The organism is Microvirga antarctica, assembly GCF_017921815.1.
GTDB lineage: Bacteria > Pseudomonadota > Alphaproteobacteria > Rhizobiales > Beijerinckiaceae > Microvirga > Microvirga antarctica.
On the sequence record NZ_JAGEMM010000002.1, the window covers coordinates 593,716 to 617,584 of the forward strand.

Genomic DNA, 23,869 nt, shown 5'->3' on the forward strand with positions numbered 1-23,869 from the left:
GGCCGGTCATGGAAACCCTTGGACGGCTTGCGAAAAGTCCGGCGGCCATCGTCGGCCTTCTCCTCCTTCTGGTCGTCGTGGCAATGGCGTTTGCCGCGCCTTTCCTGTACCCCAAGGACCCGCTGAGCCTTGCCGGCAGACCCCTGCAATGGCCCTTCGCCAATCCGCGGTTCTGGCTCGGCACTGACACGACGGGCCGGGATATCGCGGCGCAGATCTTCCATGGCGCGCGCGTGTCGCTGCTGATCGGCGTGATCGCCACGGCGTTGTCGATCTCCATCGGGATCGCGCTGGGAGCGCTTGCCGGCTATTATGGCGGTCTCGTCGACGACGTGCTGATGCGCATTACCGAGGCGTTCCAGACCCTGCCGAATTTCCTCCTGCTCCTCGTTCTCGTTGCCGTGTTCGGCTCCGACATCAAGACCGTGACGATCGCCATCGGCCTGGTGTCCTGGCCTGCCTCCGCGCGCCTCACCCGCGCGGAATTCCTTTCCCTGCGCAGCCGCGAGTTCGTCCAGGCCTCACGCACATTGGGCATGCGGGATGTGCAGATCATTTTCCGCGAGATCCTGCCCAACGCCCTGCCGCCGGTCATCGTTTATGCGAGCGTCATCATGGCGACGGCCATTCTGCTCGAAAGCGCGCTCGCCTTCCTCAATCTCTCGGATCCGAACGTGCCGTCTTGGGGCAATCTCATCGGAACGGGGCGTTCCGTTCTGCGCACCCAGTGGTATGTGTCGGCGATCCCCGGCGTGGTGATCCTGCTCACGGTTCTGGCCGTCTCGCTGGTCGGGCAGGGGCTGAACGATGCGCTGAACCCAAGGCTGAAGCGGCGATGAGCGCGATCCTTTCCCTCGAAGGCCTGACGGTCTCGCTGCCGCCGGGCGCGGATCGTTCCTTCGCGCTCGAAGACGTCTCGCTGGCGCTCCGCCCCAACGAGATTCTGTGCGTCGTGGGCGAGAGCGGCTCGGGCAAGTCGATGATGGCCGGCGCGATTCTCGGCCTGCTGCCCGACGACGTGTATGCCACGGCCGGCAAGGTCGTGCTCGAGGGCGAGAACCTGCTCGCCTTCAGCGACGAGGCTCTGCAAAAGATCCGCGGCGCGCGCATCGGCATGATTTTTCAGGAACCGATGACGGCGCTCAATCCACTTTTGACCATCGGCGACCAGATCGCCGAGATGTTCGAGACGCACACGGATCTGGGCGCTGGAATCATCCGCGATCGCGTGCTCGACCTGTTGCGCGACGTCCATATTCCCGATCCGGAAGCCGCGCGCCGGGCCTATCCGCACGAGTTGTCCGGCGGGCAGCGGCAGAGGGCGATGATCGCCATGGCGCTGGCGCTCGAGCCCCGCCTTCTGATTGCCGATGAGCCGACCACGGCGCTCGATGTGACGACGCAGGCGCAAATCCTCAAGCTGATCCGCGAGCTTCAGCAGCGCAAGGGAACGGCGGTCCTCTTCATCACCCACGATTTCGGCGTGGTGGCCGAGATCGCCGACCGGGTCGCGGTGATGCAGAAGGGACGGCTCGTCGAGGAGGGTCTCGCAGACGACGTTCTGAATCATCCGCAGCACTCCTATACGCGGGCCCTGATCGCGGCCGTGCCACCCCTGCTTCCGCCGCCGGCACAGCAGACCGGCAGCGATATCATCCTGCGCATCGAACACGTCTCGAAGACCTATCGCAAGGGCGGGCTTCTGGCGCGCAGCCGCCGTGTGACCCACGCGGTGAACGACGTCACGCTGTCGCTACCGCGCGGAGGGACCCTCGGGATCGTGGGCGAGAGCGGTTCCGGCAAGTCGACCCTGGCGCGCTGCATGGTGCGCCTTCTCGATCCGGACAAAGGATCGATCTGGCTTGGCGACACGGATCTGGCGACCCTGTCGCGCAAGGACATGCGCGCCGCGACGCAACGCATTCAAATGGTCTACCAGGACCCTTTCGCGTCCCTCAACCCACGCCGACGGGCCGGCGAACTCGTGGCCCAGGGGCCGATCATCCATGGGGAATCACGGGCGCTGGCGCAGGCCCGCGTGAAGGAGCTGTTCGCCCTTGTCGGGCTCGATCCCGATTCGACCGAGCGCTTCCCGCACGAATTCTCCGGCGGCCAGCGCCAGCGGATCGGTCTCGCGCGCGCGCTTGCGCTCAATCCCGAAGTGCTGGTGGCGGACGAGCCCGTTTCCGCGCTCGACGTGTCGGTCCAGGCGCAGGTGCTGCGTCTGCTGGCTGATCTGCGCAGCCGCCTCGGCCTCTCGATGATCTTCATCACCCACGACCTGCGGGTGGCAGCCCAGATTTGCGATCGGATCGCCGTCATGAAGGATGGCGCGGTCGTCGAGGAGGGATTGACCGCAGACGTGTTCACCGCTCCGCGCCATCCTTATACCAGAGCGCTTCTCGCGTCCGTTCCCGGGCGCGACTGGATTCCCCCGGTGTCGCCGGACGTCCTGACTGGTCACGGCGCCGCGGCGGCCCCCGTCCCCGACCCCATCAACATCTCAAGGAGATAGCGCGCATGACGTCGTCCCTTCCCATCATCGAACGCCGGCGGATCGAGGCCGAGCTGCTGAAAGAGGTCTACACCACGCTCGTGGAGCGCCATGGCAAGGAGGAAGCGCGCCGCGTGGTGTCCGAATCCGTGCGGCGATCCTCGATCGCACAGGCGGCGCAGTTTGCCGCGCAGGCCGAGGGCGGCACCAGTCTCCAGAGTTTTGTCGACATCCAGTCCAACTGGACCGCCGAAAACGCGCTCGAGATCGAGCCCCTGCATCGGGACGCGACGCATTTCGACTTCAACGTGACCCGCTGTCGTTATGCCGAGATGTACAAGGCGATGGGAATGGGAGAGATCGGCGGTCTGCTGTCATGCAACCGCGACGGCTCCTTCTGCGAGGGGTATGATCCAAAGCTGAAGATGACGCGGACCCAAACCATCATGGAAGGCGCAAGCCATTGCGACTTCCGCTACCGCTACGAGGCGGATGCCCAGACCTGACGCGACCCCAAGCCTGAACTGGACCCGACGTGGACCATCTTCTCAACAGCATCGTGCGTGCCACCCAGCGTTCGACTGACGACCTCGAGCGCCGGATCGCGCGCGATCTCGAGGTTCTCAACCTTCCGGCGGCGAACTGGCCCGCGCGGAAGGATGGCCCTGACGGGAGACCCGCCACCGACGTTGTCGTGGTGGGCGCAGGGATGAACGGCATCGCCGCCGCCGCCGCCCTGTTGTTCAAGGGCGTTCGTCACATCCGCATTCTCGAGCGGGCATCGGCAGGCCGCGAAGGCCCATGGCGCACCTTTGCGCGGATGGATACGCTGCGCTCTCCCAAGACATTGCCCGGGCCGGCCCTCGGCATTCCATCCTTGAGCTTTCGGGCATGGTATGAGGCCTCGTTCGGCGTGGAAGCGTGGCACGATCTGTACAAGATCGACAATGGCGACTGGGTGGATTACCTGTCCTTTCTCCAGCGGGTGCTGAAGCTCCCTGTCGAACACGACACGGCGGTTCACGCGATCAAGCCGGTGGGCGGATTTCTGCGGGTCGAGATTGGGTCAGCCGCGGGCGACAGCGTGGTCTTTGCCCGCCGTGTGCTGCTCGCGACCGGGCGCGGCGGCGCAGGTGGCGACAAGATCCCGGACTTCATCGATGCGACCCTCTGGCCGGATCTGGCTGCCCACACCAACGACTTTGTCGATTTCAATCAGTTGCGGGGACGCAGCATCGGCATCGTCGGCGGTGGCGCATCGGCCTGGGACAACGCAGCGACGGCGCTCGAGAAGGGCGCCGGACGGGTGGACATGTATGTGCGCCGGGAGAGCCTGCCACAGATCAACAAGGGACGGGGCTCCGCAACCCCCGGCTATTTTCATGGCTGGGCCGCCCTTGCGGATTCCGACAAATGGGGGCTGTCCGTCTATTTGAACGACGTGCAGGCGCCTCCGCCGCACGAGACGGTGCGGCGGGCATTGAGGCAGCCGAACTTCCACATCCATCTCGGCAAGCCGGTGACACGCGCCTTTCGGCAGGACGCGCAGGCCGCGGTGACAATCCGGGGCGAGGAAACGCCCCGCCGCCACGACTTCCTCATTGTCGGGACGGGCTTTCAGGTGGATGCCGCAGCAATTCCGGAAATTGCCGGGCTGGCGCCGTTTGTGGCCCGATGGCGCGATCGCTACGAGCCGCCAGAGGACCTGAGGCGGCCGGGCCTGGGTGACTTTCCGTATCTGGGCGATGGTTTCGAACTTCTGGAGCGCGAGACTGGGACATGCCCGGATCTGTCGCGCATCCATCTCTTGAACCACGGCGCAGCCCTGAGCCACGGCGCCATCGCCAGCGACATCCCCGGCGTCAACGTTGCGGCCGAACGCGTGGCCGTCGCCATCACCAAGAGCCTCTTCCGCGAGGACATCGACGTGGTCCGCCGCGACCTCGAAGCTTTCGACGAGCCCGAATTGCAGGACACGCCGTTCTTCGTGCAGCCGTAAGAGCTATTCCACGAACGCCAAAGCGACGCCGCCAGCCGCGTCGTGCGGCACCACGACCCGGTCGGCGTCACGGGTGTGTGGCACAGCGTTCTTGGCCAGCAGGTCGGCAACGCTGCCGACCGATCGGGCCTTGAAGGTCAGTGCGACCATGCGGTCGGACCCGTCGGTGCTGGTGGGCACCGCGCCGGGGAAGCGGCTCTCAGCATCCTGCGGCGTCAGAAACAGCACGGTCGCGCGGCCGGCCTTCATCGCGACGCCGCCTTTGATGTCGGTCAGGGCCTGCGAGCCGAAAATCGTCCGGTAGAGATCGCCGGTTTTCTGTGGGTCCGACGCCGCGATGACAAATTCCACGATATCGACCACACCGTTTTGATGCTGCCGCCATTCGTCCCGCCAGACGAGGTCCGGCGTGAAATGCTGGCAGAAGAAGACGCGCCCGTTCGGCACGAGCGAGGACCCGAGGCGAACGACCCGGAAGGCCGCGTCGTGAAGCCCATCGGCGAGCCGCACGGGACGGGAGAAATCGGACGGGTTGTCGACGGCAAGCCCTTGCGTGTCCAGGTCGCCATGCAGGCGCAGCGCATCGGATGTCTTGAACACGAGGCCGGTGAGGCCGACCGGATGCGTCCAGAGATCGGCCCGTTGGGTCTGGCGGCCGGGCTCGAAGCCCAGCAATTCGAGGTAGTTCTCGCCGAAGATGGCGAGGTGATTGCTCGAACCCAGCGTGTGATGTCCGCGTTCGCTGAGCTGGAACCCGAGCCGGCGATATTGCTGCAGGGCGCCATCGAGGTTGCCCATGACGTTGACGACGACGTGATCGAGAATGGGATGCGTCACGATGGATGGTCCGGTGTTGAGAGGGACAAGGCTCAAGGCGTATTGGCGGTTTTATGGCGTATGGCTCTCAGCACGTTCGAGCCTGATCCAGCAGCATCCGCCGCCCCGCTCTTCGCTCCAGGTCTGGTTCGAGAACTGCAGGCCCGCCGCCTCGAACAGGCCTTTGTCGAACGCGCCTGCAAGGCTGCAGAGCGTGGCGACGCGCTCGCTTGGCAAATCGGATGCCCGCCAGGCGTCCTTCAGTGGACAGCGATGGACACGGATGTCCATCGCGTCCGCGCTGACGCTGGCCTCGTGCGGATACATGCGGCCCCCGTCCGGACTCACCGACAGAAAACGACGGCCGACCGCCTCCGGTTCGGCCGGGGTATCCTTGAAGAGTGCTGCGGCCACTTCGCGGCCGCGTCGTTCCAGCGCCCGGGACATCAGCGCAACGGCCTCATCATGGCCGTACGCGCTTTCGAGTTCGTCGAGCATTAGGCGATAGAGGTGGGCGCGGTTCTGAAACGCATCCTCCAGCTCGCGCTGAAGGGTTGCAACCTGATCAGGCGGTGTGGTCATCGGCGGTCCGTCGGTGAGAGGCTTTTGCATGATCGGCATTCTAACGCGGTCGACACCATGGGACCAATTCTCTTTCACCGAAACGCAGTTGGTTGCCCGAATTGGCGCGGTCAACGCCGTACGCCTGTGCTACCACCAACGTCACCGCGTGAGCCTGGCGGGTATTTCGTCAAGAAGCCGCCTGTGCTTTGATCAACCTGCGAATGGCCGATGGGATGACGATGGACGAGTGGTTTACCTCAGCCCTGCGGATGACAACGCGCCTGATCGAAATCGGCGGGATCGCCATCATCGTCATCGGGTTGATGGCCGGAACCATCGGCTATCTGCGTCGTCTGGTGGTCGGTGCGCCCGGCACCGAGGCGTATTCGGGCTATCGGTCGAGCGTGGGACGGGCGATTCTGCTGGGGCTCGAGTTTCTGGTGGCGGCCGATATCATCAACACGGTCGCCATCGAGCCGACCCTCCAGAGTCTCGCCATTCTGGCTGGCATCATCCTCATCCGGACCTTCCTCAGCTTCTCCCTCGAAGTGGAAATCGACGGGCGCTGGCCATGGCAGCGGCAGGATGGGCAGTCGCGCGAAAAAGCCTCCTAGTCGCTCTCGCCGGAAAATATGTTTTCTGACAGTCGCACATCGTCGATGAGTTCCCGGGCCTCCTACCGATCGCGAGTTGCCGATGCTGGAAGATCAGAAACTGCTCCTGAACCAGTTCTTCACGCTGTGGGCGATGCTCGACCCGATCAGCCATCTGCCGCTCTTCCTGGGGGCGACCGCAGACCTGTCATCGCAGGAACGCCGCCGAGCCGCGATCCTCGCCGTCCTGTTCTCCTACGCGGTTCTGCTCTTCTTCGGCTTCATCGGACAACACGTGTTGAGTGCGATGGGAATTTCACTGATGTCGTTCCAGATCGCGGGCGGCATCATCCTTCTGCTGTTCTCGATCTCGATGGTGCTGGGCCAGCCGCTCGCGGCGACCAAAGCCGCCGAGGAAGCGCCTGAGTCGGCGCTTGGCGTTGCCATCTATCCGCTCGCAACCCCCATCATCGCGGGGCCGGGCAGCATGCTGGCGATCATCCTGCTGACCGACAACAACCGTTTCACGCTCTCCGAGCAAGTGGCGACTTTTGGTGTCCTGGCGGTGGTGCTGGGCCTCCTTCTGACCATCTTTCTCATGGGCGACATCATCTTCAAGGCGATCGGGCGCGGCGGCACCAATGTCATGCGCCGGGTCATGGGTGTGATCCTCGCCGCCTTGTCGGTGAACCTGATCCTCTCGGCGGTCGCCGAGTGGTTGAAGCTGCCGCCGATCTGAGAACGCCCCGTCAAACGGAGAGGGCCGCGGGTGTTATCCGCGTATCCCATGAGATTTTCAGCGGATTTATCATCGCGAGGGCATGATTAGCCGGCAACCTGATTGCCGGATGGGTCCGACAGGATTAAGCAGAAGGTTTGGCACCTGACCACAACCCTGAGGAATGAATGTCCGCGACTGCCGTCCTGATTCACCTGTTCGGTGAGATCGCCCTGCTTCTCTGGGGCATCAACATGGTCAATAGCGGGGTCCAGCGGGCTTTCGGCAGCGATCTGAGGTGGATCCTCGGCGTCGGGCTGCGCACGCGCATGCGGGCATTTCTCGCCGGCCTCGGTGTGACGACCGTGCTCCAGAGCAGTACAGCCACCGCGTTGATGGTGTCGTCCTTCACGGCTGGGGGAGCCGTCGACCTCGTGCCGGCGCTTGCGGTGATGCTCGGGGCGAATGTCGGGACGACGCTGATCGTCCAGGTGCTCTCCTTCGACATCACCCTGATTTTCCCGATGCTGATTTTCGTCGGCTATGTTGCCTATCGCCGGGGCTCGTCGAGCCGGCTGCGCGATCTCGGACGGGTGGCCATCGGCCTCGGGTTGATGCTGCTTTCGCTGCACCTGCTGTCGGAGACGATCCGTCCGATCGAATCGTCGGTCGTGCTGAAGAGCGTTCTGGCCGTCATCGCGCCCGATCCGCTGATCCTCGTCCTGCTGGCGACGCTTCTCGCCTGGGCTGCCCATTCGAGCGTCGCGGCGCTGCTGTTCATCATGTCGCTGGCCTCGGCGGGCGTCATCGATGCCCATTCGGCCATGGCCATGGTGCTGGGGGCCAATCTGGGCACCGCGCTCAACCCTCTGCTGGAGGCGTCCGGCGGCGATCCCGTGAAGCTGCGCGTGCCGATCGGCAATCTCGCGATACGGCTCGTCGGCGTCATCGTGGCGCTGCCGCTGATCAATCCCATTCTGGGCTATCTGACGATGTTCGATCCGACACCGTCTCGGTTGGCGGCGAATTTCCATACGCTGTTCAACGTGGTGCTGGCCGCGGCCTTCATCCTGCCGCTGCCGTGGATCGCCCGGCTGCTGCTGCGGACCTTTCCCGACAAGGTCCGCTCGTCCGATCCCGGCGTTCCGCAATATCTGGACAACGATGCGCTCGATACACCCTCGGTCGCCCTGTCGAATGCGGCGCGCGAGGTCCTGCGCATGGGCGATATCGTCGAGACGATGCTGAGGGGGTCGCAGGACCTTTTTCACGACGGGGACATGAAGGAGGTCGAGGCGATCAGCCGGACCGACGACGTGGTCGACCGCCTCTACAGCGCCGTGCGTCGCTATCTCAGTTCCATCAACCACGAGGCCCTCAACGACGAGGAAGCCAAGCGCCTGTCCGACATCCTGGCCTTCGCCATCAATCTCGAACATGCCGGCGACATCATCGACAAGAACCTCATGGAGCTGGCGGCCAAGCGCATCAAGAATCACCTGCGCCTGCCCAAGGACAGTCTGGCCGATATCGACCAGATGCACGCCAAACTGCTGGAGCACCTGCATCTGGCGGCCTCCGTGCTGATGTTCCAGGACATCGGCTCGGCCCGCCGGCTGGTCGAGGAGAAGGAGCGTTTCCGCGAGTTCGAGCGCACCATCACCCAGCGCCATTTCGAGCAGTTGCGGTCGGGCAAATCGGTTGGCGACACGGGGGCGTTGCAGCTCGACATCGTGCGTGACCTCAAGCGGATCGAAGCGCATATTGCATCCACGGCCCATTCCCTGCTGGAGCAGAGCGGCGATCTCAAGCCCAGCCGGCTCACCTCGTAAAGTCGATCCACCGGTCAGCCTCTCTCGGAGCTTTCCAGTCGACAATGGTCCGCGCTCAGGCGCTTCCATCTCGCGGCGCTGATGCGCCGAGAGATGCTGAGGCGCGCAGATGGCCAACGCCTCGGCTGAACGCCGCGGGAATGCCGGACCTTGAGGCGCAGCTACGGGCGCAGTCACCGGTCCCAAGGAGAACGGTTATGCTGGATGACGGCAAGTTCGACGAGGACGAGCTGCGGATCGTTCGTCGCGCCTTTGCTCGCCAGATGCTGGCTGTCGGGGGCATCGTCCATGACCCTGGCCTTGAAGATGCATTTGCCAGCGTTCCGCGGGAGATGTTTGTGGGGGAGGCGCCCTGGCAGTTCATTTCCCGCCTCGGTTACCAGGAGCTTGCTTCGCGCGATCCGGCGGCCGTCTATCAGGACATCAATATCGGGCTTCGCGCGGATCGCGGCGTCAATAACGGCTCGCCATCGCTTCATGCCAGATGGCTGCACGCGGCAGGCGTTCAGCGCGGGGATCGGGTTGCTCATATCGGCGCTGGAACCGGCTACTACACGGCGATCCTCGCCCATCTCGTAGGAGATGCGGGGCACGTGCTGGCCGTTGAATGCGATGCCGACCTGGCCCACCGCGCAAGGCGCAATCTCGCCACCGCCCGGAATGTCACCCTGGTCGAGGGCGATGGTGCGGTGTGGCCGCGTGAACCGGTGGACGTCGTCTATGTCAACTTCGCCGCCATGGCTCCCGCAGAATGCTGGATCGAGACTCTGAAGTCGGGCGGTCGATTGATTTTCCCTCTCGGCGTGCCCCGGCCGAACCGGACCCCCACGGGAGGATCTCATACGCTCTATGGGGCAGGGTTGCGGATCTCGCGGGAAGACAACGGCTATGCGGCGGGGTGGCTCGGGCCGGCGTCCTTCGTGTGCGCGGAAGGCTCTCTCGCCGAGCGCAGCGCGGCCACGGCCCTCACGGCGGCCTTTCAGAAGGGCGGCATTGAATTCGTCGGCAGTCTTATCTGGAAGACGCCAGCTCCGGTCGGACGCTGTTGGTATGTGGGGCCCGACTGGGCCCTGAGCTACGATGCCGCCCCGTCCGCGAACCCGAGTGGGCCGCCTATCCGGTCCTGATCCCGCTGCTATTCGGCGGCCCTTGCCAGCTCAGGCGCGGCCTGCTTGAGCTGGACCAGCCGCTCGAGCAGGGCTGAATCCCGCATGACCACCATGCGCTCCTTGGGTTTGAGCCAGACAAGCGCGTCCTCGATGCTCTCCGCGTCGCTGAGCTTGGCCTCGGCAAGCGCCCGCTCCGTCTCGATCTCGCCGCGACGACGGGGTGTCGCGGGCGGCAGCATTTCCGCATGCCGGGCGCGCAGGCCTGCATCCGCATAGAGCGCTGCCAGGCCGTCCTTGTCGTCGAAATCGAACGTCGCGTTGCGCAGCTGCAGGGCATTGGCGCGGGTGGCGATCGGCGGAGGGGTATGCTCCTCCGGCGTCATCAGCAGACCGAGCCGCTTCAGGGCGAGACCCGCCCCGAGCTGCCCGCTGAGCCAAGACAGGGGAATGGCCAGCAAAAGGCCGAGGATGGTCGGGGACATCCAGAGGAACAGCGAGGTGGCGATGAGAAAGGCCGAAATTCCCGCAAGGGCGCCCAGGACCGTGTGCGACCGGTGGCGCCGGACGATGTCCTTGAACGGAATGGAGCCGTCATCGCGTCGTTGCGGCTGCCAGCCGGTGTCGCGGCCGAGCAGAATCTGGAACACCGAGCCCGACTGGATAAGCATCAGGATCGGGGCGAGCAGCGCCGACAGGATCATTTCGAGAATGGCCGAGATCACGAGCCTGATGGCCCCGCCCGAGGCGCGGCGGTCGTTCCCTCGCACCAGCATCAGGATGAGGCCGAAGATCTTGGGCGCGAGCAGGATCCCCATGGTGATGGCAAACAGCATCAACGCGCGTTCGGGATCGAACCGCGGCCAGACAGGGTAGAGGCGGAAGTCACGGGCGAAATATTCAGGCCGGATGTAGGTTGTCTGAAGGACGAGCGCGATACCGACGATCAACTGGAAGAGCCAGAACGGCGAGGCGAGATAGGACATGATCCCGGTCGCGAAATGCTGTCGGGTCGGCCATTTCAGCCCCTTCGCGCCGATCACGCGCGTATGCTGCAGATTGCCCTGGCACCAGCGCCGGTCGCGGGCCGAGAGGTCGATCAGCGAGGGCGGGCTCTCCTCGAAGGAACCGCCGAGATCCGCCAGCATGTAGACGTCCCAGCCGGCGCGCCGGAGGAGGGCCGCCTCGACGAAGTCGTGGCTGAGGATGTGGCCGCCGAGCGGAGGCTTGCCCTTCAGATCAGGCAGGCCGCCCTGGGCGGCAAATGCCTCGGTGCGGATGATGGCATTGTGGCCCCAGTAATTGCCGTCCCGGCCCATCCAGACCGACAATCCGGTGGCGATCACGGGTCCGGTGACCCGGGCAGCGAATTGCTGCAGGCGGGCAAAAAGGGTGTTGCGGTTGATGATCAACGGCAGCGACTGGATGATCCCCGCATCGGGATCGGCTTCCATGGCGCCGGCCAGGCGCACGATGCAGTCGCCGGTCATCAGGCTGTCGGCATCGAGCACCAGCGTGTGCTCGTAATGCCCGCCCCAGCGCTTGACGAAATCCGCGATGTTGCCGGCCTTGCGGTGGTGGTTCTTTTCCCGGTGCCGATAATAGAACCGCGCGTCCGGCCCCAGTCTGTCGCGCAGGGCGAGGAAGGCGCGCTCTTCCGCGATCCAGGCATCCGGATCGGTGGTGTCGGACAGGATGAAATAGTCGAAATTCGCGCCGAGGCCAGTTGCCTCGACGGATTCATAGATCGCCTCGAGGGCCGCGTAGGTCCGTGACGTCTGCTCGTTATAGACGGGCATGACCACGGCAGTGCGATGGGACAGGCTCGCCGGCATCCCCATGGGGGCCCGTCGTGTCGTGAGCAGCGTCACGAAGCCGAGCACCGCGCTGGTGAAGGCTACCGCGATCCAGGAGAAATTGACCGTGAAGAGTGCGACCAGGACCCACTGGAGGACAGTGGTGCGGCTGATCGACACCACCTGGTACATCTCGTAGGTGCCAAAGGCGGTGAGCAGCAGCCCGCCGCCGAACACGAACAGGCGCGCGAGCTGCGTCCGCGCCTTCGAGCGATCGACAACGGGTTTGCGCTCCTGCGATGCGGACCAGCGCCGCAGAGATTGCGTGGGCATCTCCAGACGGCACTCAGGGGGCATGACGGGCTCGGACCGCGAGGCGGTCGGACCAGGTTCGGGACTCAGGGTGTCCAACGATAAAGCCATGTCTCGCTAATCGGTTTTCCGCCAGCTTCGAGGATCAAGCGCATTTCACACGCGTTTTCATTGCCCGGGTCAAGCTCGAATACGACGCGGACAGCCTTTCGCTCGGGGTAGGACCACAGCTTGAGATTCTGGAAGACGCCCGGCCCCACCGTCAAGACCGACCTGAGGTCCTGGGCCGGGGCCTCGCCGAGGGCGTCGCCGGAGAATTCAACGGCGAATCGACGCTTGCGGCCGCTGGTGCCCCGCCCGATGCGGGTGCTGACGACGGTGGCGAGCGGCGGGCGCTCCGGCGGCGTCCAGCACCAGTATTGCCGATAGGCGAAGGGCACTTCGCTGCCGGCCGCCATGGGCGCTTTCGGCCGCCAATAGGTCAGGATGTTGTCGTTGATTTCCGCATCGGTCGGGATCTCGAGGAGCTGCACGCTCCCCAGGTCCCAATCGCCCAGCGGCTCGATCCACAGGCTCGGACGGCGCTCGAACCGTTGGTCGTCATCCTGGAACGTCTCGAAGGCGCGGTCGCGCTGGAGCAGGCCGAAGCCCTTCGGCGATTGGTCGACAAAGGCGGAAATCTGCAGCGTGTCGGGATTTTGCAGCGGCCGCCAGAGCCATTCGCCCTTGCCGTTGAGCATCTGGAGCCCTGTCGATTCGTAGACGGCCGGACGGATATCGTCAGCGTTCGAGCGGTCATTGGGCCCGTGAAAGTACGTCGATCCGATCCCGCCGAGGCCCACGTGCTCCAGATTGACCCGCGGGAAGAGCGTGGTTTCCACGTCCACGATGGTCATGTCGCCGGGGCGGAACGTCATGCGGATTGCGCCGCTGGTCGATTCGGAATCGATCACGCCATGGATGGTGATGCTGGTGCTGCCGACCGGCGGCCGCTCCAGCCAGAAGGCGCGGAAGATCGGGAACTCCTCGCCCTTCGGGTCGGCAGGTTTGAGGGTCAGCGCACGGGCGATGGCACCGAAATTCTGGCCCCGCGCGATGGCGCGAAAGAAGGTTGCGCCCTGGATGATCGCGAAGTCGAACGGCTTGCCGTCGCCGGCGGTGGAGATCAGGCGGAAGCCCGAATAACCCACGTCGCCGAGATTGTTCGGGAGGTTGATCTTGCCGTAATCGAATTGCGTCGGGTCATAGGACACGCGCCGCACGATGCCGTCCTCGACGATGAACAGATCGATGGCGTTGGCGAACACAAAGCCGCGATGGAGGGGCTCGAAGGCGATTCCGCGGCCATCCGCGCCCCAGATCGGCGGACGTTGGGATTTGATCGCCACGTACTGATCGTAATCCAGTTTCGAAAACGCATCCGGCAGGTCGTTGGGGACGGGAACGAACGGTTTGCGCGAAATCTGGCGCGCGAGGTTCATGACAATCGCCGAATCGAAGCGTTGGCCCTCGCCGAGGGTGGTCTGGATGATCGCGGGCGGCGTTTGAGCCCGGGCGCTCGACGCGTAAGCTGCTCCCGCGACGGTCGCGCCAAGATAGGCCAGCATGTCGCGCCGGCGAGGATGGAAAGGGGACGGACCCCTAGGCAATACCGGCACGATGATACTCTTGTCCGAACGGAGGCCATTCAGCCCATTGATTGATGGCCGTACATATCAGCAATCACGGGCGCGAAGTAAACGAGTTGGTGAGTGATCCTGGCAATTTGTGGGCAAGACGTTGCAGGGGAGCCCGTTTGTAAGGTAGCTCCCTGTCAAAGCATCGTTGGACCGACACCTGATGACGAACGCAAGCGCTTCCCCCCAAGAGACTGCACGCAGCTGCCTGGCGATCGTTCTGGCCGCCGGAGAGGGCACCCGGATGCGCTCCGGCCGCTCGAAGGTTCTTCACGAGATCGCCAATCGGTCGATGCTCGGCCACGTGCTGGCAGCGGTGCAGGATGCCGGAGCGACTGCGGTGGCGGTCGTCGTCGGGCCTGACAGCGAGATGGTGGCGGCAGAGGCCACTCGCCACGCGGACGGAGCCGAGATTTTCGTGCAGCGGGAGCGTCTTGGGACCGGCCACGCGGTCCTCATGGCGCGCGACGCCCTCCAGCGCGAGGAAAATGACGTCATCATCGTCTATGCGGATACGCCCCTCGTCAGCACCGTGACCCTCGCCCAGTTGCGCGAACCCTTGGCGCGCGGCGCGGCGGTGGTGTCCCTCGGGTTCGAGGCGCGCGATCCCACCGGCTACGGGCGGCTGATTCTGGAGGACGACGAACTGGTCGACATCCGCGAGCACAAGGATGCGAGCGAGGCCGAGCGGGAGATCACCCTGTGCAACGGAGGCCTGATGGCCCTGCGCGGCGATGTGGCGCTCGCCATCCTCGACAAGATCGGCAATGCCAACGCCAAGGGCGAATACTATCTCACCGACGCGGTGGCGATCGCGCGCCAGCAGGGCCACCGCGCGGCAGTCGTGGTCGTGCCGGAAGAGGAAGTTCACGGCGTCAATGATCGGGCCCAGCTCGCGGATGCGGAGCGGATGATCCAGGGCCGGTTGCGCAAAGCCGCAATGGTGTCCGGGGTGACGCTGGTCGCGCCCGAGACCGTCTTCTTCAGTCACGACACGCGCCTGGGCGGGGATGTCCTGGTCGAGCCGCATGTGGTGTTCGGCCCCGGCGTCACCGTCGACACGGGCGCGGTCATTCATAGTTTCAGCCATCTCGAGGGGGCGCACATCGCCGCCCAGGCCGCGATCGGGCCGTTTGCCCGGCTTCGGCCCGGCGCCGAGATCGGCGTGAAGGCCAAGGTCGGCAATTTCGTCGAGATCAAGAATGCGGTCGTGGGCGAGGGCGCGAAGGTCAATCATCTGACCTATGTGGGCGATGCCGGCATCGGCGCTGGCGCGAATATCGGCGCCGGGGCCATCACCTGCAACTATGACGGGTTTTCGAAGTACCGCACGGAGATCGGGCAGGGCGCTTTCGTCGGCTCGAACGTCTCCCTTGTCGCGCCAATCCGGATCGGCGCCGGTGCCTTTGTTGGCTCTGGCTCGGTGGTGACAGAGGACGTGCCGGACGGCGCGCTGGCGCTGGGCCGGGGCCGGCAGGTCACGAAGGCCGGCTGGGCGACGGCGTTTCGCGAGGCCGCCCTGGCGGCGAAAAAGAAATGATTCCGGTCCCTCGAACCTCTGTCACAATCCGTCACGCAAGTTGATGCGAGATGACTTGGTGCCCGCTGCGGCACCGCGATAAGCTTAATCGGCGAGACGTGCGCCAGAAAGACGCTCCGACCCATGTGTGGAATCGTAGGAATTATCGGGAACCAGCAGGTGGCCGAGCAGATCGTCGAGGCCCTCAAGCGTCTCGAATATCGGGGCTACGATTCGGCGGGCGTCGCCACGCTGGAGGACGGTGTCCTCGACCGGCGTCGGGCTGAGGGCAAGTTACGCAATCTGGAGGCCAAACTCGCCGCCTCGCCCCTGCCGGGCATGATCGGAATCGGCCATACCCGCTGGGCGACCCACGGCAAGCCCAACGAGACCAACGCTCATCCCCACGCCACCGACAAGCTCGCCGTCGTCCATAACGGCATCATCGAGAATTTCCGCGAGCTGAAGACAGGCCTGGAAGCCAAGGGCATCCGGTTCCAGACCGAAACCGATACCGAGGTCGTGGCGCAACTCGTCACCTATGAGATGCATCAGGGCCGCGGCCCCATCGAGGCCGTGGCCGTGACCCTGCCGCGTCTGCGGGGCGCGTTTGCGTTGGGCTTCATCTTCGCCGGCGAAGACGATCTGATGATCGGTGCCCGGCACGGGGCGCCGCTGGCGATCGGTTACGGTCACGGGGAGAATTATCTCGGCTCGGATGCCTTGGCGCTCGCGCCGTTTACCGACGAGGTCGCCTATCTTGACGACGGCGACTGGGCGATCCTCAATCGCAAGGGCGTCGACATCCGCGATGCGGACGGCCACATGGTCCACCGGACACGGCACAAGATCGTCACCGGGTCGTTCCTGGCCGACAAGGGCAACCACCGGCATTTCATGGTGAAGGAGATCCACGAGCAGCCGGAAGTCGTTGGTCGCACGCTCGCCCATTACGTGAACTTCACGGCCGGACGTGTTGAATTACCTTTCGAATTGCCGTTCGACTTCAAGGATCTCAAGCGCATTTCGATCTCGGCCTGTGGGACCGCTTATCTCGCCGGTCTGGTGTCCAAATACTGGTTCGAAAAGCTGGCGCGCATCCCCGTCGAGATCGATGTGGCGTCGGAATTCCGCTACCGCGAGGCGCCCCTCGACCCCGGAAGTCTCGCGCTGTTCGTGTCGCAATCCGGCGAGACCGCCGACACGCTCGCCTCCCTGCGCTATGCCAGCGCCGAGCAGCAGCACACGATCTGCGTGGTCAACGTGCCCACCTCCACGATGGCGCGCGAGAGCGACGTCGTGGCCTCGACCCTGGCAGGTGTCGAGATCGGGGTTGCGTCCACCAAGGCCTTCACCTGCCAGCTCACGGTTCTGCTCTGTCTTGCCATCGCGGCCGGACGGGCGCGGGGCACCTTGTCGGCGGAGGCGGAAAAAGAACTGGTCGATGCCCTGATCGGCGTGCCCGGCCTGATGAGCGAGGCGATCAAGCGCGAGCACCAGCTCGAGATGCTGGCGCGGGAATTGTCCAAGGCCAAGGACGTGCTCTATCTCGGCCGCGGCACCTCGTATCCGCTCGCGCTCGAAGGAGCGCTGAAACTCAAGGAAATCTCCTACATCCACGCCGAGGGTTATGCGGCGGGCGAACTCAAGCACGGGCCGATCGCGCTGATCGACGAGACGATGCCGGTGATCGTGATCGCACCGCATGATGCCGTGTTCGAGAAGACCGTGTCGAACATGCAGGAGGTCGCCGCCCGTGGCGGCCGCATCATCCTGATCACCGACGAGGCCGGCGCAATGGAGACCGACCTGGAAACCATGGCGACCATCGTCATGCCCTCAGCCCATCCGGTCGTCGCCCCCATCGTCCATTCGATCCCGATCCAGCTTCTCGCTTACCACACGGCGGTTTTCATGGGGAAGGACGTGGACCAGCCGCGCAACCTCGCGAAATCCGTGACGGTGGAGTAGCCGTTACCCCGCCCGCAGCAGGCGGATCGCAGCGTCCCGCTCGAAGAGATAGAGAAGCACCCGAAGCGCCTGCCCGCGCTCGCTCGTCAGATCGGCGTCCCGGTCCACCACGAGACGGGCATCGTCCCGGGCGGCGGCCAACAGATCCGCGTCGCTCTCGAGGCGGGCGAGTCGGAAGCCGGGGAGGCCGGATTGGCGGGTGCCCAGCACCTCGCCCTCGCCGCGCAGGCGCAGGTCCTCTTCGGCGATGCGGAAGCCGTCCTCGGTCTCGCGCATCATTTCGAGCCGTGCCTGCGCCGTCTGTCCGAGCGGGCCCTTGTAGAGCAGAAGACAGGTCGAGGCCCGCGCCCCCCGGCCGATCCGGCCGCGGAGCTGATGCAACTGGGCGAGCCCGAACCGCTCCGCGTGTTCGATGACCATGATGGTGGCCTGAGGCACGTCGACGCCGACCTCGATCACTGTCGTGGAGACGAGGATCTTCGTCTCGCCAGAGGAAAAGCGCTCCATGGCGGCGTCCTTGTCGCGCCCGGGCAGCTTGCCGTGGATCAGGCCGACACACTCACCGAAGATCATGCGCAGCTGCTCGTAGCGTTCCTCGGCCGCCGCGAGGTCGAGGGATTCCGATTCACCCACGAGGGGGCAGACCCAATAGACCTGATCGCCTGACGCGATGGCGCGCCCGATGCCGCCAACGACTTCATCCAGCCTGTCGATGGAGATGAGCTTGGTGGCGATCGGCTTGCGGCCCGCCGGCTTCTCGTCCAGCACCGAGACGTCCATGTCGCCGAAATAGGTCAGCGCCAGCGTGCGCGGGATCGGCGTCGCGGTCATGACGAGGATGTCGACGGCTTCGCCCTTGGCGCCGAGCGCCAGACGCTGATGGACGCCGAAGCGATGCTGCTCGTCCACCACCGCGACGCCGAGGTCGTGGAACACGACGCCCTCCTGGAACAGCGCGTGGGTGCCGACGACGATCTGGATTGTCCCGTCGCTGAGACCTGCGAGCACGGCCTTGCGCTCCGCGCCCTTGTCCCGGCCGGTGAGCAGGGCGAGTGAGAGCCCGGCCTCGCGGGCCATCGGAGCGATGCGCTCGAAATGCTGGCGCGCCAGAATTTCCGTCGGGGCCATCAGCGCCGCCTGTCGGCCTGCCTCGATGGCGCTCGCCATAGCGAGCAGACCCACCACCGTCTTGCCCGAGCCCACATCGCCCTGCAGCAGCCGCAGCATTTTCTTGTCCGACACGAGATCCTGCCGGATATCGGCGATCGCCTGTTCCTGCGCGCCGGTGAGGCCGAAGGGCAGGAGGTCCCGCAGCCGCGCGACGAGACGCCCGTCGCCGGCATTGACCCGGCCCGGAAGCCGCCGCATGCGGCTTCTGACCAGCGCAAGAGCGAGCTGGGAGGCCAGCAGCTCATCATAGGCCAGTCGTCGGCGGGGAACGGATTTGGCGAGCACGTCCTCCGTCAGCGCCTTGGCGTCGTCGGGACGATGGAGGGCGGCCAGCGCCTCATGGAAGGGCGGCGAGCCGTTTCGGCGCAGGAACGCCGCGTCCTGCCATTCGGGCAGGACCGGCACCTTGGCGAGCGCCGCGTTCATGTAGCGCCCGACCATGCGGGAGGACAGGCCCTCCGTCAGGCCGTAGATCGCCTCGACGGCCGGAAGCTCGGCAAGTCCGCGCTCGTCCAGCACCCGGTCGGGATGCACCATCTGCCGCATGCCCTCCCACATCTCGATCTTGCCCGAAATGTAGCGGCGTTCGCCCAGCGGCAGCAGTTTCTCCAGGCGTCCCTTGTGGCCGTTGAAGAAGGCCAGCGTGATGTCGCCGGTCGCATCCTCCACCACGACCCGGTGGGGTCCGCGGCGGCCGGGCGGGGGCGGGCGATGGGAAGCGACGGTGACGGAGAGCGTCACCGGCTCGCCGACCGGCGCGTCGGCGATGGCGCCTCTCAATTCCCGGGCGATCCCGCTGGTGGGCAGGTGAAACAAGAGGTCCGCCACGCGGGCAGGGCGGCCCGGCTCACCCAGCAGCCGGTCCAGCAGCGGGGCGATCTTGGGCCCGACACCCGCAAGCGTATGCGCCGGCGCGAAGAGCGGATCGAGAATGAAAGGGCGCAATGACATTCAAACGGGTGGCAAGATGAGTGAGGGCGGTTATATAGCCGCAATGCCGCCTGAAGGCGACGCCCTTGTCCCGGAGCCATGTCATGAGCGGAACCACGCGCAGCAGTGCCGGCCTCGATGTCCGCCGCAAGCAGATCCTGTTTCGGGCCTGGCATCGCGGCATGCGGGAAATGGACCTGATCATGGGCCGCTTCGCCGATGCGGAGATCGCAGACCTGCCCGAGGCTGAACTCTCGGCCTTCGAGCATCTGATCGACGCGGTCGATCGCGATCTTCTGGCCTGGATCACCGGCGAGGCGCCGGTGCCTCCCGAATACGACACGCCGCTGTTTGGCCGCATGAAGGCCTTTCACGACCACGCCTCGCCCATCCATGTGTGATGCCGCTGCATCACGCCCCTCGCTGACCGGTCCGACTGATTGACATGAAGTCTCCCCTGATCCGTGCCCTGGATGCCCTCAAGAAGGGCCAGAGCCTCACGCTGTCGAGCGTCCCCGACGGGTTCGATGTGCTGGCCGTCGCCGATCTCGCGCGCGGCCTGTCCGGCAAGATCGAGGGGCCGGCGGTCCTCGTCCACGTGTCGCGGGATGGTCAGCGGCAGCAGAATTTCATCAACGGCCTCGGGTTTGTGGCGCCAGAGATCGAGGTGTTGCAATTCCCGGCCTGGGATTGCCAGCCCTACGACCGCGTCTCGCCCAACACCGCCGTCACCGCGCAGCGCATGACGACGCTGTCGCGGCTTGCCCGCTCCAAGACGTCGGAGGACAAGCCCCGTATCCTTTCGACGACGGTCAACGCCCTCGTCCAGCGGGTCCCGCCCCGGTCGCGGATCGCGGCCGAGACCTTTTCGGCGGCGCCCGGCAACGTGGTCGACACGGTGCTGCTGGTGAGCTGGCTGGAGACCAACGGGTTCGTACGCACCGGCACGGTGCGCGACACGGGCGAATATGCGGTCCGCGGCGGTATCATCGATCTGTTTCCGGCAGGCCTGCCCAATCCGGTCCGCCTCGACTTCTTTGGCGACGCGCTGGAATCGATCCGCTCCTTCGATCCCGAGACCCAGCGCACGGTCGGGACCCTGCGCTCCCTCGATCTCGTGCCCATGAGCGAGGTCCAGCTCACGACCGAGAGCATCAAGCGCTTCCGGCAGACCTATGTGGCGGCCTTTGGCGCGCCGACGCGGGACGACCGGCTCTACGAGGCCATCAGCGAGGGGCGTCGTTATCCGGGCCACGAGCACTGGCTGCCGCTGTTCCACGACCGCCTCGATACGATCCTCGATTATGTGCCCGATATCCCTGTCGTGTTCGACAGCATGGTGGACGATGCGGCTGCCGAAAGGCTGGCCCAGGTAAAGGACTATTACGACGCCCGCCGCGAGGCCATGTCCCAGAAGCAGACCGGCGTCGCGCCCTATCGGCCGCTGCCGCCGGACGCGCTTTACCTGTCGCCGGACGAATGGGCGAAGCGGACCGCCGATATCACAGTGGCGCGCCTGACCCCGTTCGCCGTGCCCGAGCAAAGCGGTCGGATTGTCGTGGATTGCGATGCGCGGCGGGGGCGTAATTTCATCGCGGAGCGGGCCGACGAGAGCGCCAACGTGTTCGAGGCCGCGATTGCCCATATCCGCGATCTCCAGTCCCGCAAGATCCGGGTCATTCTGGGGGCCTGGTCGGAGGGCTCCCGCGAACGGCTCACGCATGTGCTTCAGGATCACGACCTGCGGCAGACCAAGCCGATCTCGAAATTCGCGCAGGCCATGGCCTATCCGCGCAACGAGGTGCCGGTGGGCGTCTGGAGCCTGGAATCAGGGTTCGAGGTGGGCGATCTCGCGGTCATCAGCGAACAGGACATCCTGGGCGACCGGCTCGTGCGGCAGAAGCGCAAGTCCAAGCGCCCGCAGGATTTCCTGACTGAGGTCGCGGCGCTGACACCGGGCGATCTGGTCGTCCACGTGGATCACGGCATCGGCCGGTTCGCGGGTCTCAAGACCATCGAGGCCGCGGGCGCGCCGCACGATTGTCTCGAGCTGCATTATGCCGGCGGCGACAGGCTGTTCCTGCCCGTCGAGAATATCGAATTGCTGACGCGCTACGGCTCGGAAGAGACCGAGGTCCAGCTCGACAAGCTCGGGGGCGGGGCATGGCAGTCCCGCAAGGCCCGCATGAAGCAGCGCATCCGCGAGATGGCGGGAGCGCTCATGAAGATTGCCGCCGCCCGCATTCTCAAGGAGGCACCCCGCCTGACGCCGCCCGAAGGGCTCTACGACGAGTTCGCGGCGCGCTTCCCCTATGACGAGACCGAGGACCAGCTCAACGCCATCGAGGCGGTGCTCGACGATATGGGTTCCGGCCGTCCGATGGACCGGCTGGTCTGCGGCGACGTCGGCTTCGGCAAGACCGAGGTCGCCCTGAGGGCGGCTTTCGTTTCCGCCATGAACGGCAAGCAGGTGGCTGTGGTGGTGCCGACCACGCTGCTGGCGCGCCAGCATTTCAAGACCTTTACGGATCGCTTCCGCGGATTGCCCCTGACCATCGGACAGGCCTCCCGCTTCGTGCCGGCGGCCGAGATGAAGAAGGTCAAGGAAGGCCTGAAGGACGGCTCGGTCGATATCGTCGTCGGCACCCATGCGCTGCTCGGCAAGGCCATCGGTTTCAAGGATCTCGGGCTGATCGTCGTCGACGAGGAACAGCATTTCGGCGTGAGCCATAAGGAGCGCCTCAAGGAGCTGCGGGCGGAGGTCCACGTGCTGACGCTCTCGGCCACACCGATCCCGCGCACCCTGCAACTGGCTCTGACGGGCGTGCGCGAATTGTCGCTCATCACGACACCTCCGGTCGACCGGCTGGCGGTGCGCACCTTCATCACGCCGTTCGATCCGCTCCTCGTGCGCGAGGCCCTGCTGCGCGAGCGCTATCGCGGCGGGCAGGCCTTCTACGTCGTCCCGCGGCTCGACGATCTGGCCGAGGTGAAGGCCTTCCTCGACCGCGAGGTGCCGGAGGCGAAAGTCGCGGTGGCCCACGGGCAGATGGCCGCGGGCCAGCTCGAGGACGTGATGACAGCCTTCTACGAGGGCAAATACGACATCCTGCTCTCGACCACGATCGTGGAATCCGGCCTCGACATCCCGACCGCCAACACGCTGATCGTCCACCGCGCCGACATGTTCGGCCTGTCGCAGCTCTATCAGCTCCGTGGCCGTGTCGGCCGGTCCAAGACCCGGGCTTACGCGGTGTTTTCGGTATCGGCCACCAAACCGCTGACCGTGCAGGCGGAGCGCCGCCTCAAGGTGCTCCAGACCCTCGACACCCTCGGCGCGGGCTTCCAGCTCGCCTCGCACGATCTCGACATCCGCGGCGCGGGCAACCTGCTGGGCGACGAGCAATCGGGCCACATCAAGGAGGTGGGCTACGAGCTCTATCAGCAGATGCTGGAAGAGGCCGTCTCCCAGCTGAAGGCCGGCATCGAGGAGCCGACCGAGGACCAGTGGTCGCCGACGATTGCTGTGGGCGCGCCGGTGATGATCCCGGAAACCTATGTCCAGGATCTGCAATTGCGGCTCGGCCTCTACCGTCGCCTGTCGACCCTCGAGACCGATGCCGAGATCGACAGCTTCGGGGCGGAACTCATCGACCGCTTCGGACCGTTACCGTCGGAGGTCGACCAGCTCCTCAAGATCATGGCCATCAAGGTGCTGTGCCGCCGCGCCAATATCGAAAAGGTCGATGGCGGGCCCAAGGGGCTCATTGTGTCGTTCCGGAACAATTCCTTCGCCAACCCGACCGGCCTCGTCTCCTACGTGACGGAGCAGGCGTCCTTCGCAAAGGTCCGGCCCGACATGAAGATCGTCTTCATCCGCGAGATCGACACGCCGGTGGAGCGCCTCAAGACGGCGCGGATTATCCTGCGGGAACTGGTGCAGATCGCCGAGAAAAAGGCCGCATAGCGCTTTGGGCGCGGCCTAGCTGGCTGCCTGCCGGCAGAGCTGGTCCTGCAATTTGGTGGCAGCGCCGAGCGGGCCGCCGGTGACAATCACGGGGGTACCGTGGGGCGCCACTGCCGAGCGAAGGCGCGCGGCAAGTGCGTGGAACCGGGTTTGTTCGGCCGCATCCCCATGGCGGGACATCTGCAGGACGATCGCCACAGGGCTTCCCATCATCGCCAGGACATCGTCGGCCGCCTCGAACGGCGCGGTGACGCTGGCATAGCCCATTTCGGCCAATTCCGTGGACAAGGCGGTGTCCTGGGCTCTGCGGCAGCTATCGACGACGAGGACTTTCGGCAACGCGGTCATGACAAATTCCTGCAGTGCAACATGGGAAAGGGGCGGACTATCCGCTCCAACGCACCGT

At 65.2% G+C, this 23,869-nt stretch carries 18 protein-coding genes; 12 read left to right on the top strand and 6 right to left on the bottom strand.

What is annotated here, in order from left to right; translation table 11 throughout:
- Positions 1–8 precede the first annotated feature (8 nt).
- The 4 genes from J4G32_RS10115 to J4G32_RS10130 are packed head-to-tail and all read left to right on the top strand — an operon-like array spanning position 9 to position 4,493.
- The gene (locus tag J4G32_RS10115; protein ID WP_210489713.1) at positions 9–839 is read left to right on the top strand and encodes an ABC transporter permease; all 831 of its coding nucleotides are present in this window, start codon (positions 9–11) and stop codon (positions 837–839) included.
- Positions 836–2,515 (top strand): ABC transporter ATP-binding protein, encoded by a 1,680-nt coding sequence (locus J4G32_RS10120; RefSeq protein ID WP_210489718.1) that lies wholly within the window; start codon positions 836–838, stop codon positions 2,513–2,515. The genes J4G32_RS10115 and J4G32_RS10120 overlap by 4 nt, the downstream gene beginning before the upstream one ends.
- Positions 2,516–2,520: 5 nt before the next feature.
- A complete protein-coding gene (locus tag J4G32_RS10125) occupies positions 2,521–3,000 on the top strand; it encodes an L-2-amino-thiazoline-4-carboxylic acid hydrolase (protein ID WP_210489724.1) in 480 nt (159 codons plus the stop codon).
- A gap of 29 nt (positions 3,001–3,029) precedes the next feature.
- Positions 3,030–4,493, top strand: a complete 1,464-nt coding sequence (locus tag J4G32_RS10130; protein WP_210489730.1) for an NAD(P)-binding domain-containing protein — start codon at positions 3,030–3,032, stop codon at positions 4,491–4,493.
- Between the two features lie 3 nt (positions 4,494–4,496).
- On the opposite strand, the gene J4G32_RS10135 is transcribed toward J4G32_RS10130, so the two are convergent.
- Positions 4,497–5,330 carry a VOC family protein gene (locus J4G32_RS10135; RefSeq protein WP_343232628.1) on the bottom strand — a complete coding sequence of 278 codons (834 nt, stop codon included), beginning with the start codon at positions 5,328–5,330 and terminating at the stop codon, positions 4,497–4,499.
- A gap of 51 nt (positions 5,331–5,381) precedes the next feature.
- Entirely contained in the window at positions 5,382–5,891 is a 510-nt protein-coding gene (locus J4G32_RS10140) for an L-2-amino-thiazoline-4-carboxylic acid hydrolase (protein ID WP_210489735.1), read from the bottom strand.
- A 203-nt stretch (positions 5,892–6,094) separates the two neighbouring features.
- On the opposite strand from J4G32_RS10140, the gene J4G32_RS10145 reads away from it, so the two are divergent.
- The 4 genes from J4G32_RS10145 (at position 6,095) to J4G32_RS10160 (ending at position 10,143) form a co-directional block, all read left to right on the top strand.
- On the top strand, positions 6,095–6,487 hold the full coding sequence (locus J4G32_RS10145) for a DUF1622 domain-containing protein (protein WP_246504939.1): 393 nt from the start codon (positions 6,095–6,097) through the stop codon (positions 6,485–6,487).
- A gap of 82 nt (positions 6,488–6,569) precedes the next feature.
- Entirely contained in the window at positions 6,570–7,205 is a 636-nt protein-coding gene (locus J4G32_RS10150) for a MarC family protein (RefSeq protein WP_210489744.1), read from the top strand.
- A 167-nt stretch (positions 7,206–7,372) separates the two neighbouring features.
- Complete coding sequence (locus tag J4G32_RS10155; RefSeq protein WP_210489749.1) at positions 7,373–9,016, top strand: Na/Pi cotransporter family protein; 1,644 nt, start codon at positions 7,373–7,375, stop codon at positions 9,014–9,016.
- Positions 9,017–9,213: 197 nt separating this feature from the next.
- Complete coding sequence (locus J4G32_RS10160) at positions 9,214–10,143, top strand: protein-L-isoaspartate O-methyltransferase family protein (RefSeq protein WP_210489763.1); 930 nt, start codon at positions 9,214–9,216, stop codon at positions 10,141–10,143.
- An 8-nt stretch (positions 10,144–10,151) separates the two neighbouring features.
- Here J4G32_RS10160 and mdoH read toward each other — a convergent pair whose 3' ends face one another.
- Together mdoH and J4G32_RS10170 are read right to left on the bottom strand one after the other, a co-directional pair.
- Positions 10,152–12,341, bottom strand: a complete 2,190-nt coding sequence (mdoH, locus tag J4G32_RS10165) for a glucans biosynthesis glucosyltransferase MdoH (protein WP_210489781.1) — start codon at positions 12,339–12,341, stop codon at positions 10,152–10,154.
- Complete coding sequence (locus tag J4G32_RS10170) at positions 12,317–13,837, bottom strand: OpgD/OpgG family glucan biosynthesis protein (protein WP_210489795.1); 1,521 nt, start codon at positions 13,835–13,837, stop codon at positions 12,317–12,319. The genes mdoH and J4G32_RS10170 overlap by 25 nt, the downstream gene beginning before the upstream one ends.
- Before the next feature lie 232 nt (positions 13,838–14,069).
- Here J4G32_RS10170 and glmU point away from each other — a divergent pair, with 232 nt between their 5' ends.
- Both glmU and glmS read left to right on the top strand, forming a co-directional pair.
- A complete protein-coding gene (gene glmU / locus J4G32_RS10175; protein WP_210489806.1) occupies positions 14,070–15,446 on the top strand; it encodes a bifunctional UDP-N-acetylglucosamine diphosphorylase/glucosamine-1-phosphate N-acetyltransferase GlmU in 1,377 nt (458 codons plus the stop codon).
- A 123-nt stretch (positions 15,447–15,569) separates the two neighbouring features.
- Positions 15,570–17,396, top strand: coding sequence for a glutamine--fructose-6-phosphate transaminase (isomerizing) (gene glmS, locus J4G32_RS10180; protein WP_210489822.1), 1,827 nt, complete (start codon positions 15,570–15,572; stop codon positions 17,394–17,396).
- 3 nt (positions 17,397–17,399) lie between these two features.
- Here glmS and recG read toward each other — a convergent pair whose 3' ends face one another.
- Entirely contained in the window at positions 17,400–19,517 is a 2,118-nt protein-coding gene (gene recG, locus J4G32_RS10185) for an ATP-dependent DNA helicase RecG (protein ID WP_210489829.1), read from the bottom strand.
- A gap of 83 nt (positions 19,518–19,600) precedes the next feature.
- On the opposite strand from recG, the gene J4G32_RS10190 reads away from it, so the two are divergent.
- Both J4G32_RS10190 and mfd read left to right on the top strand, forming a co-directional pair.
- On the top strand, positions 19,601–19,897 hold the full coding sequence (locus J4G32_RS10190) for an FAD assembly factor SdhE (RefSeq protein WP_210489840.1): 297 nt from the start codon (positions 19,601–19,603) through the stop codon (positions 19,895–19,897).
- A gap of 44 nt (positions 19,898–19,941) precedes the next feature.
- Positions 19,942–23,463, top strand: coding sequence for a transcription-repair coupling factor (mfd, locus tag J4G32_RS10195; protein WP_210489854.1), 3,522 nt, complete (start codon positions 19,942–19,944; stop codon positions 23,461–23,463).
- Positions 23,464–23,478: 15 nt separating this feature from the next.
- Here mfd and J4G32_RS10200 read toward each other — a convergent pair whose 3' ends face one another.
- Entirely contained in the window at positions 23,479–23,811 is a 333-nt protein-coding gene (locus J4G32_RS10200) for a hypothetical protein (RefSeq protein ID WP_210489862.1), read from the bottom strand.
- Between the last annotated feature and the right edge of the window lie 58 nt (positions 23,812–23,869).

Coding starts and splice junctions, on each gene's coding strand:
- J4G32_RS10115 (WP_210489713.1), top strand. CDS start 9: ATGGAAACCCTTGGACGGCTTGCGAAAAGTCCGGCGGCCATCGTCGGC.
- J4G32_RS10120 (WP_210489718.1), top strand. CDS start 836: ATGAGCGCGATCCTTTCCCTCGAAGGCCTGACGGTCTCGCTGCCGCCG.
- J4G32_RS10125 (WP_210489724.1), top strand. CDS start 2,521: ATGACGTCGTCCCTTCCCATCATCGAACGCCGGCGGATCGAGGCCGAG.
- J4G32_RS10140 (WP_210489735.1), bottom strand. CDS start 5,891: ATGACCACACCGCCTGATCAGGTTGCAACCCTTCAGCGCGAGCTGGAG.
- J4G32_RS10145 (WP_246504939.1), top strand. CDS start 6,095: ATGGCCGATGGGATGACGATGGACGAGTGGTTTACCTCAGCCCTGCGG.
- J4G32_RS10150 (WP_210489744.1), top strand. CDS start 6,570: ATGCTGGAAGATCAGAAACTGCTCCTGAACCAGTTCTTCACGCTGTGG.
- J4G32_RS10155 (WP_210489749.1), top strand. CDS start 7,373: ATGTCCGCGACTGCCGTCCTGATTCACCTGTTCGGTGAGATCGCCCTG.
- J4G32_RS10160 (WP_210489763.1), top strand. CDS start 9,214: ATGCTGGATGACGGCAAGTTCGACGAGGACGAGCTGCGGATCGTTCGT.
- mdoH (WP_210489781.1), bottom strand. CDS start 12,341: ATGGCTTTATCGTTGGACACCCTGAGTCCCGAACCTGGTCCGACCGCC.
- J4G32_RS10170 (WP_210489795.1), bottom strand. CDS start 13,837: ATGCTGGCCTATCTTGGCGCGACCGTCGCGGGAGCAGCTTACGCGTCG.
- glmU (WP_210489806.1), top strand. CDS start 14,070: ATGACGAACGCAAGCGCTTCCCCCCAAGAGACTGCACGCAGCTGCCTG.
- glmS (WP_210489822.1), top strand. CDS start 15,570: ATGTGTGGAATCGTAGGAATTATCGGGAACCAGCAGGTGGCCGAGCAG.
- recG (WP_210489829.1), bottom strand. CDS start 19,517: ATGTCATTGCGCCCTTTCATTCTCGATCCGCTCTTCGCGCCGGCGCAT.
- J4G32_RS10190 (WP_210489840.1), top strand. CDS start 19,601: ATGAGCGGAACCACGCGCAGCAGTGCCGGCCTCGATGTCCGCCGCAAG.
- mfd (WP_210489854.1), top strand. CDS start 19,942: ATGAAGTCTCCCCTGATCCGTGCCCTGGATGCCCTCAAGAAGGGCCAG.
- J4G32_RS10200 (WP_210489862.1), bottom strand. CDS start 23,811: ATGACCGCGTTGCCGAAAGTCCTCGTCGTCGATAGCTGCCGCAGAGCC.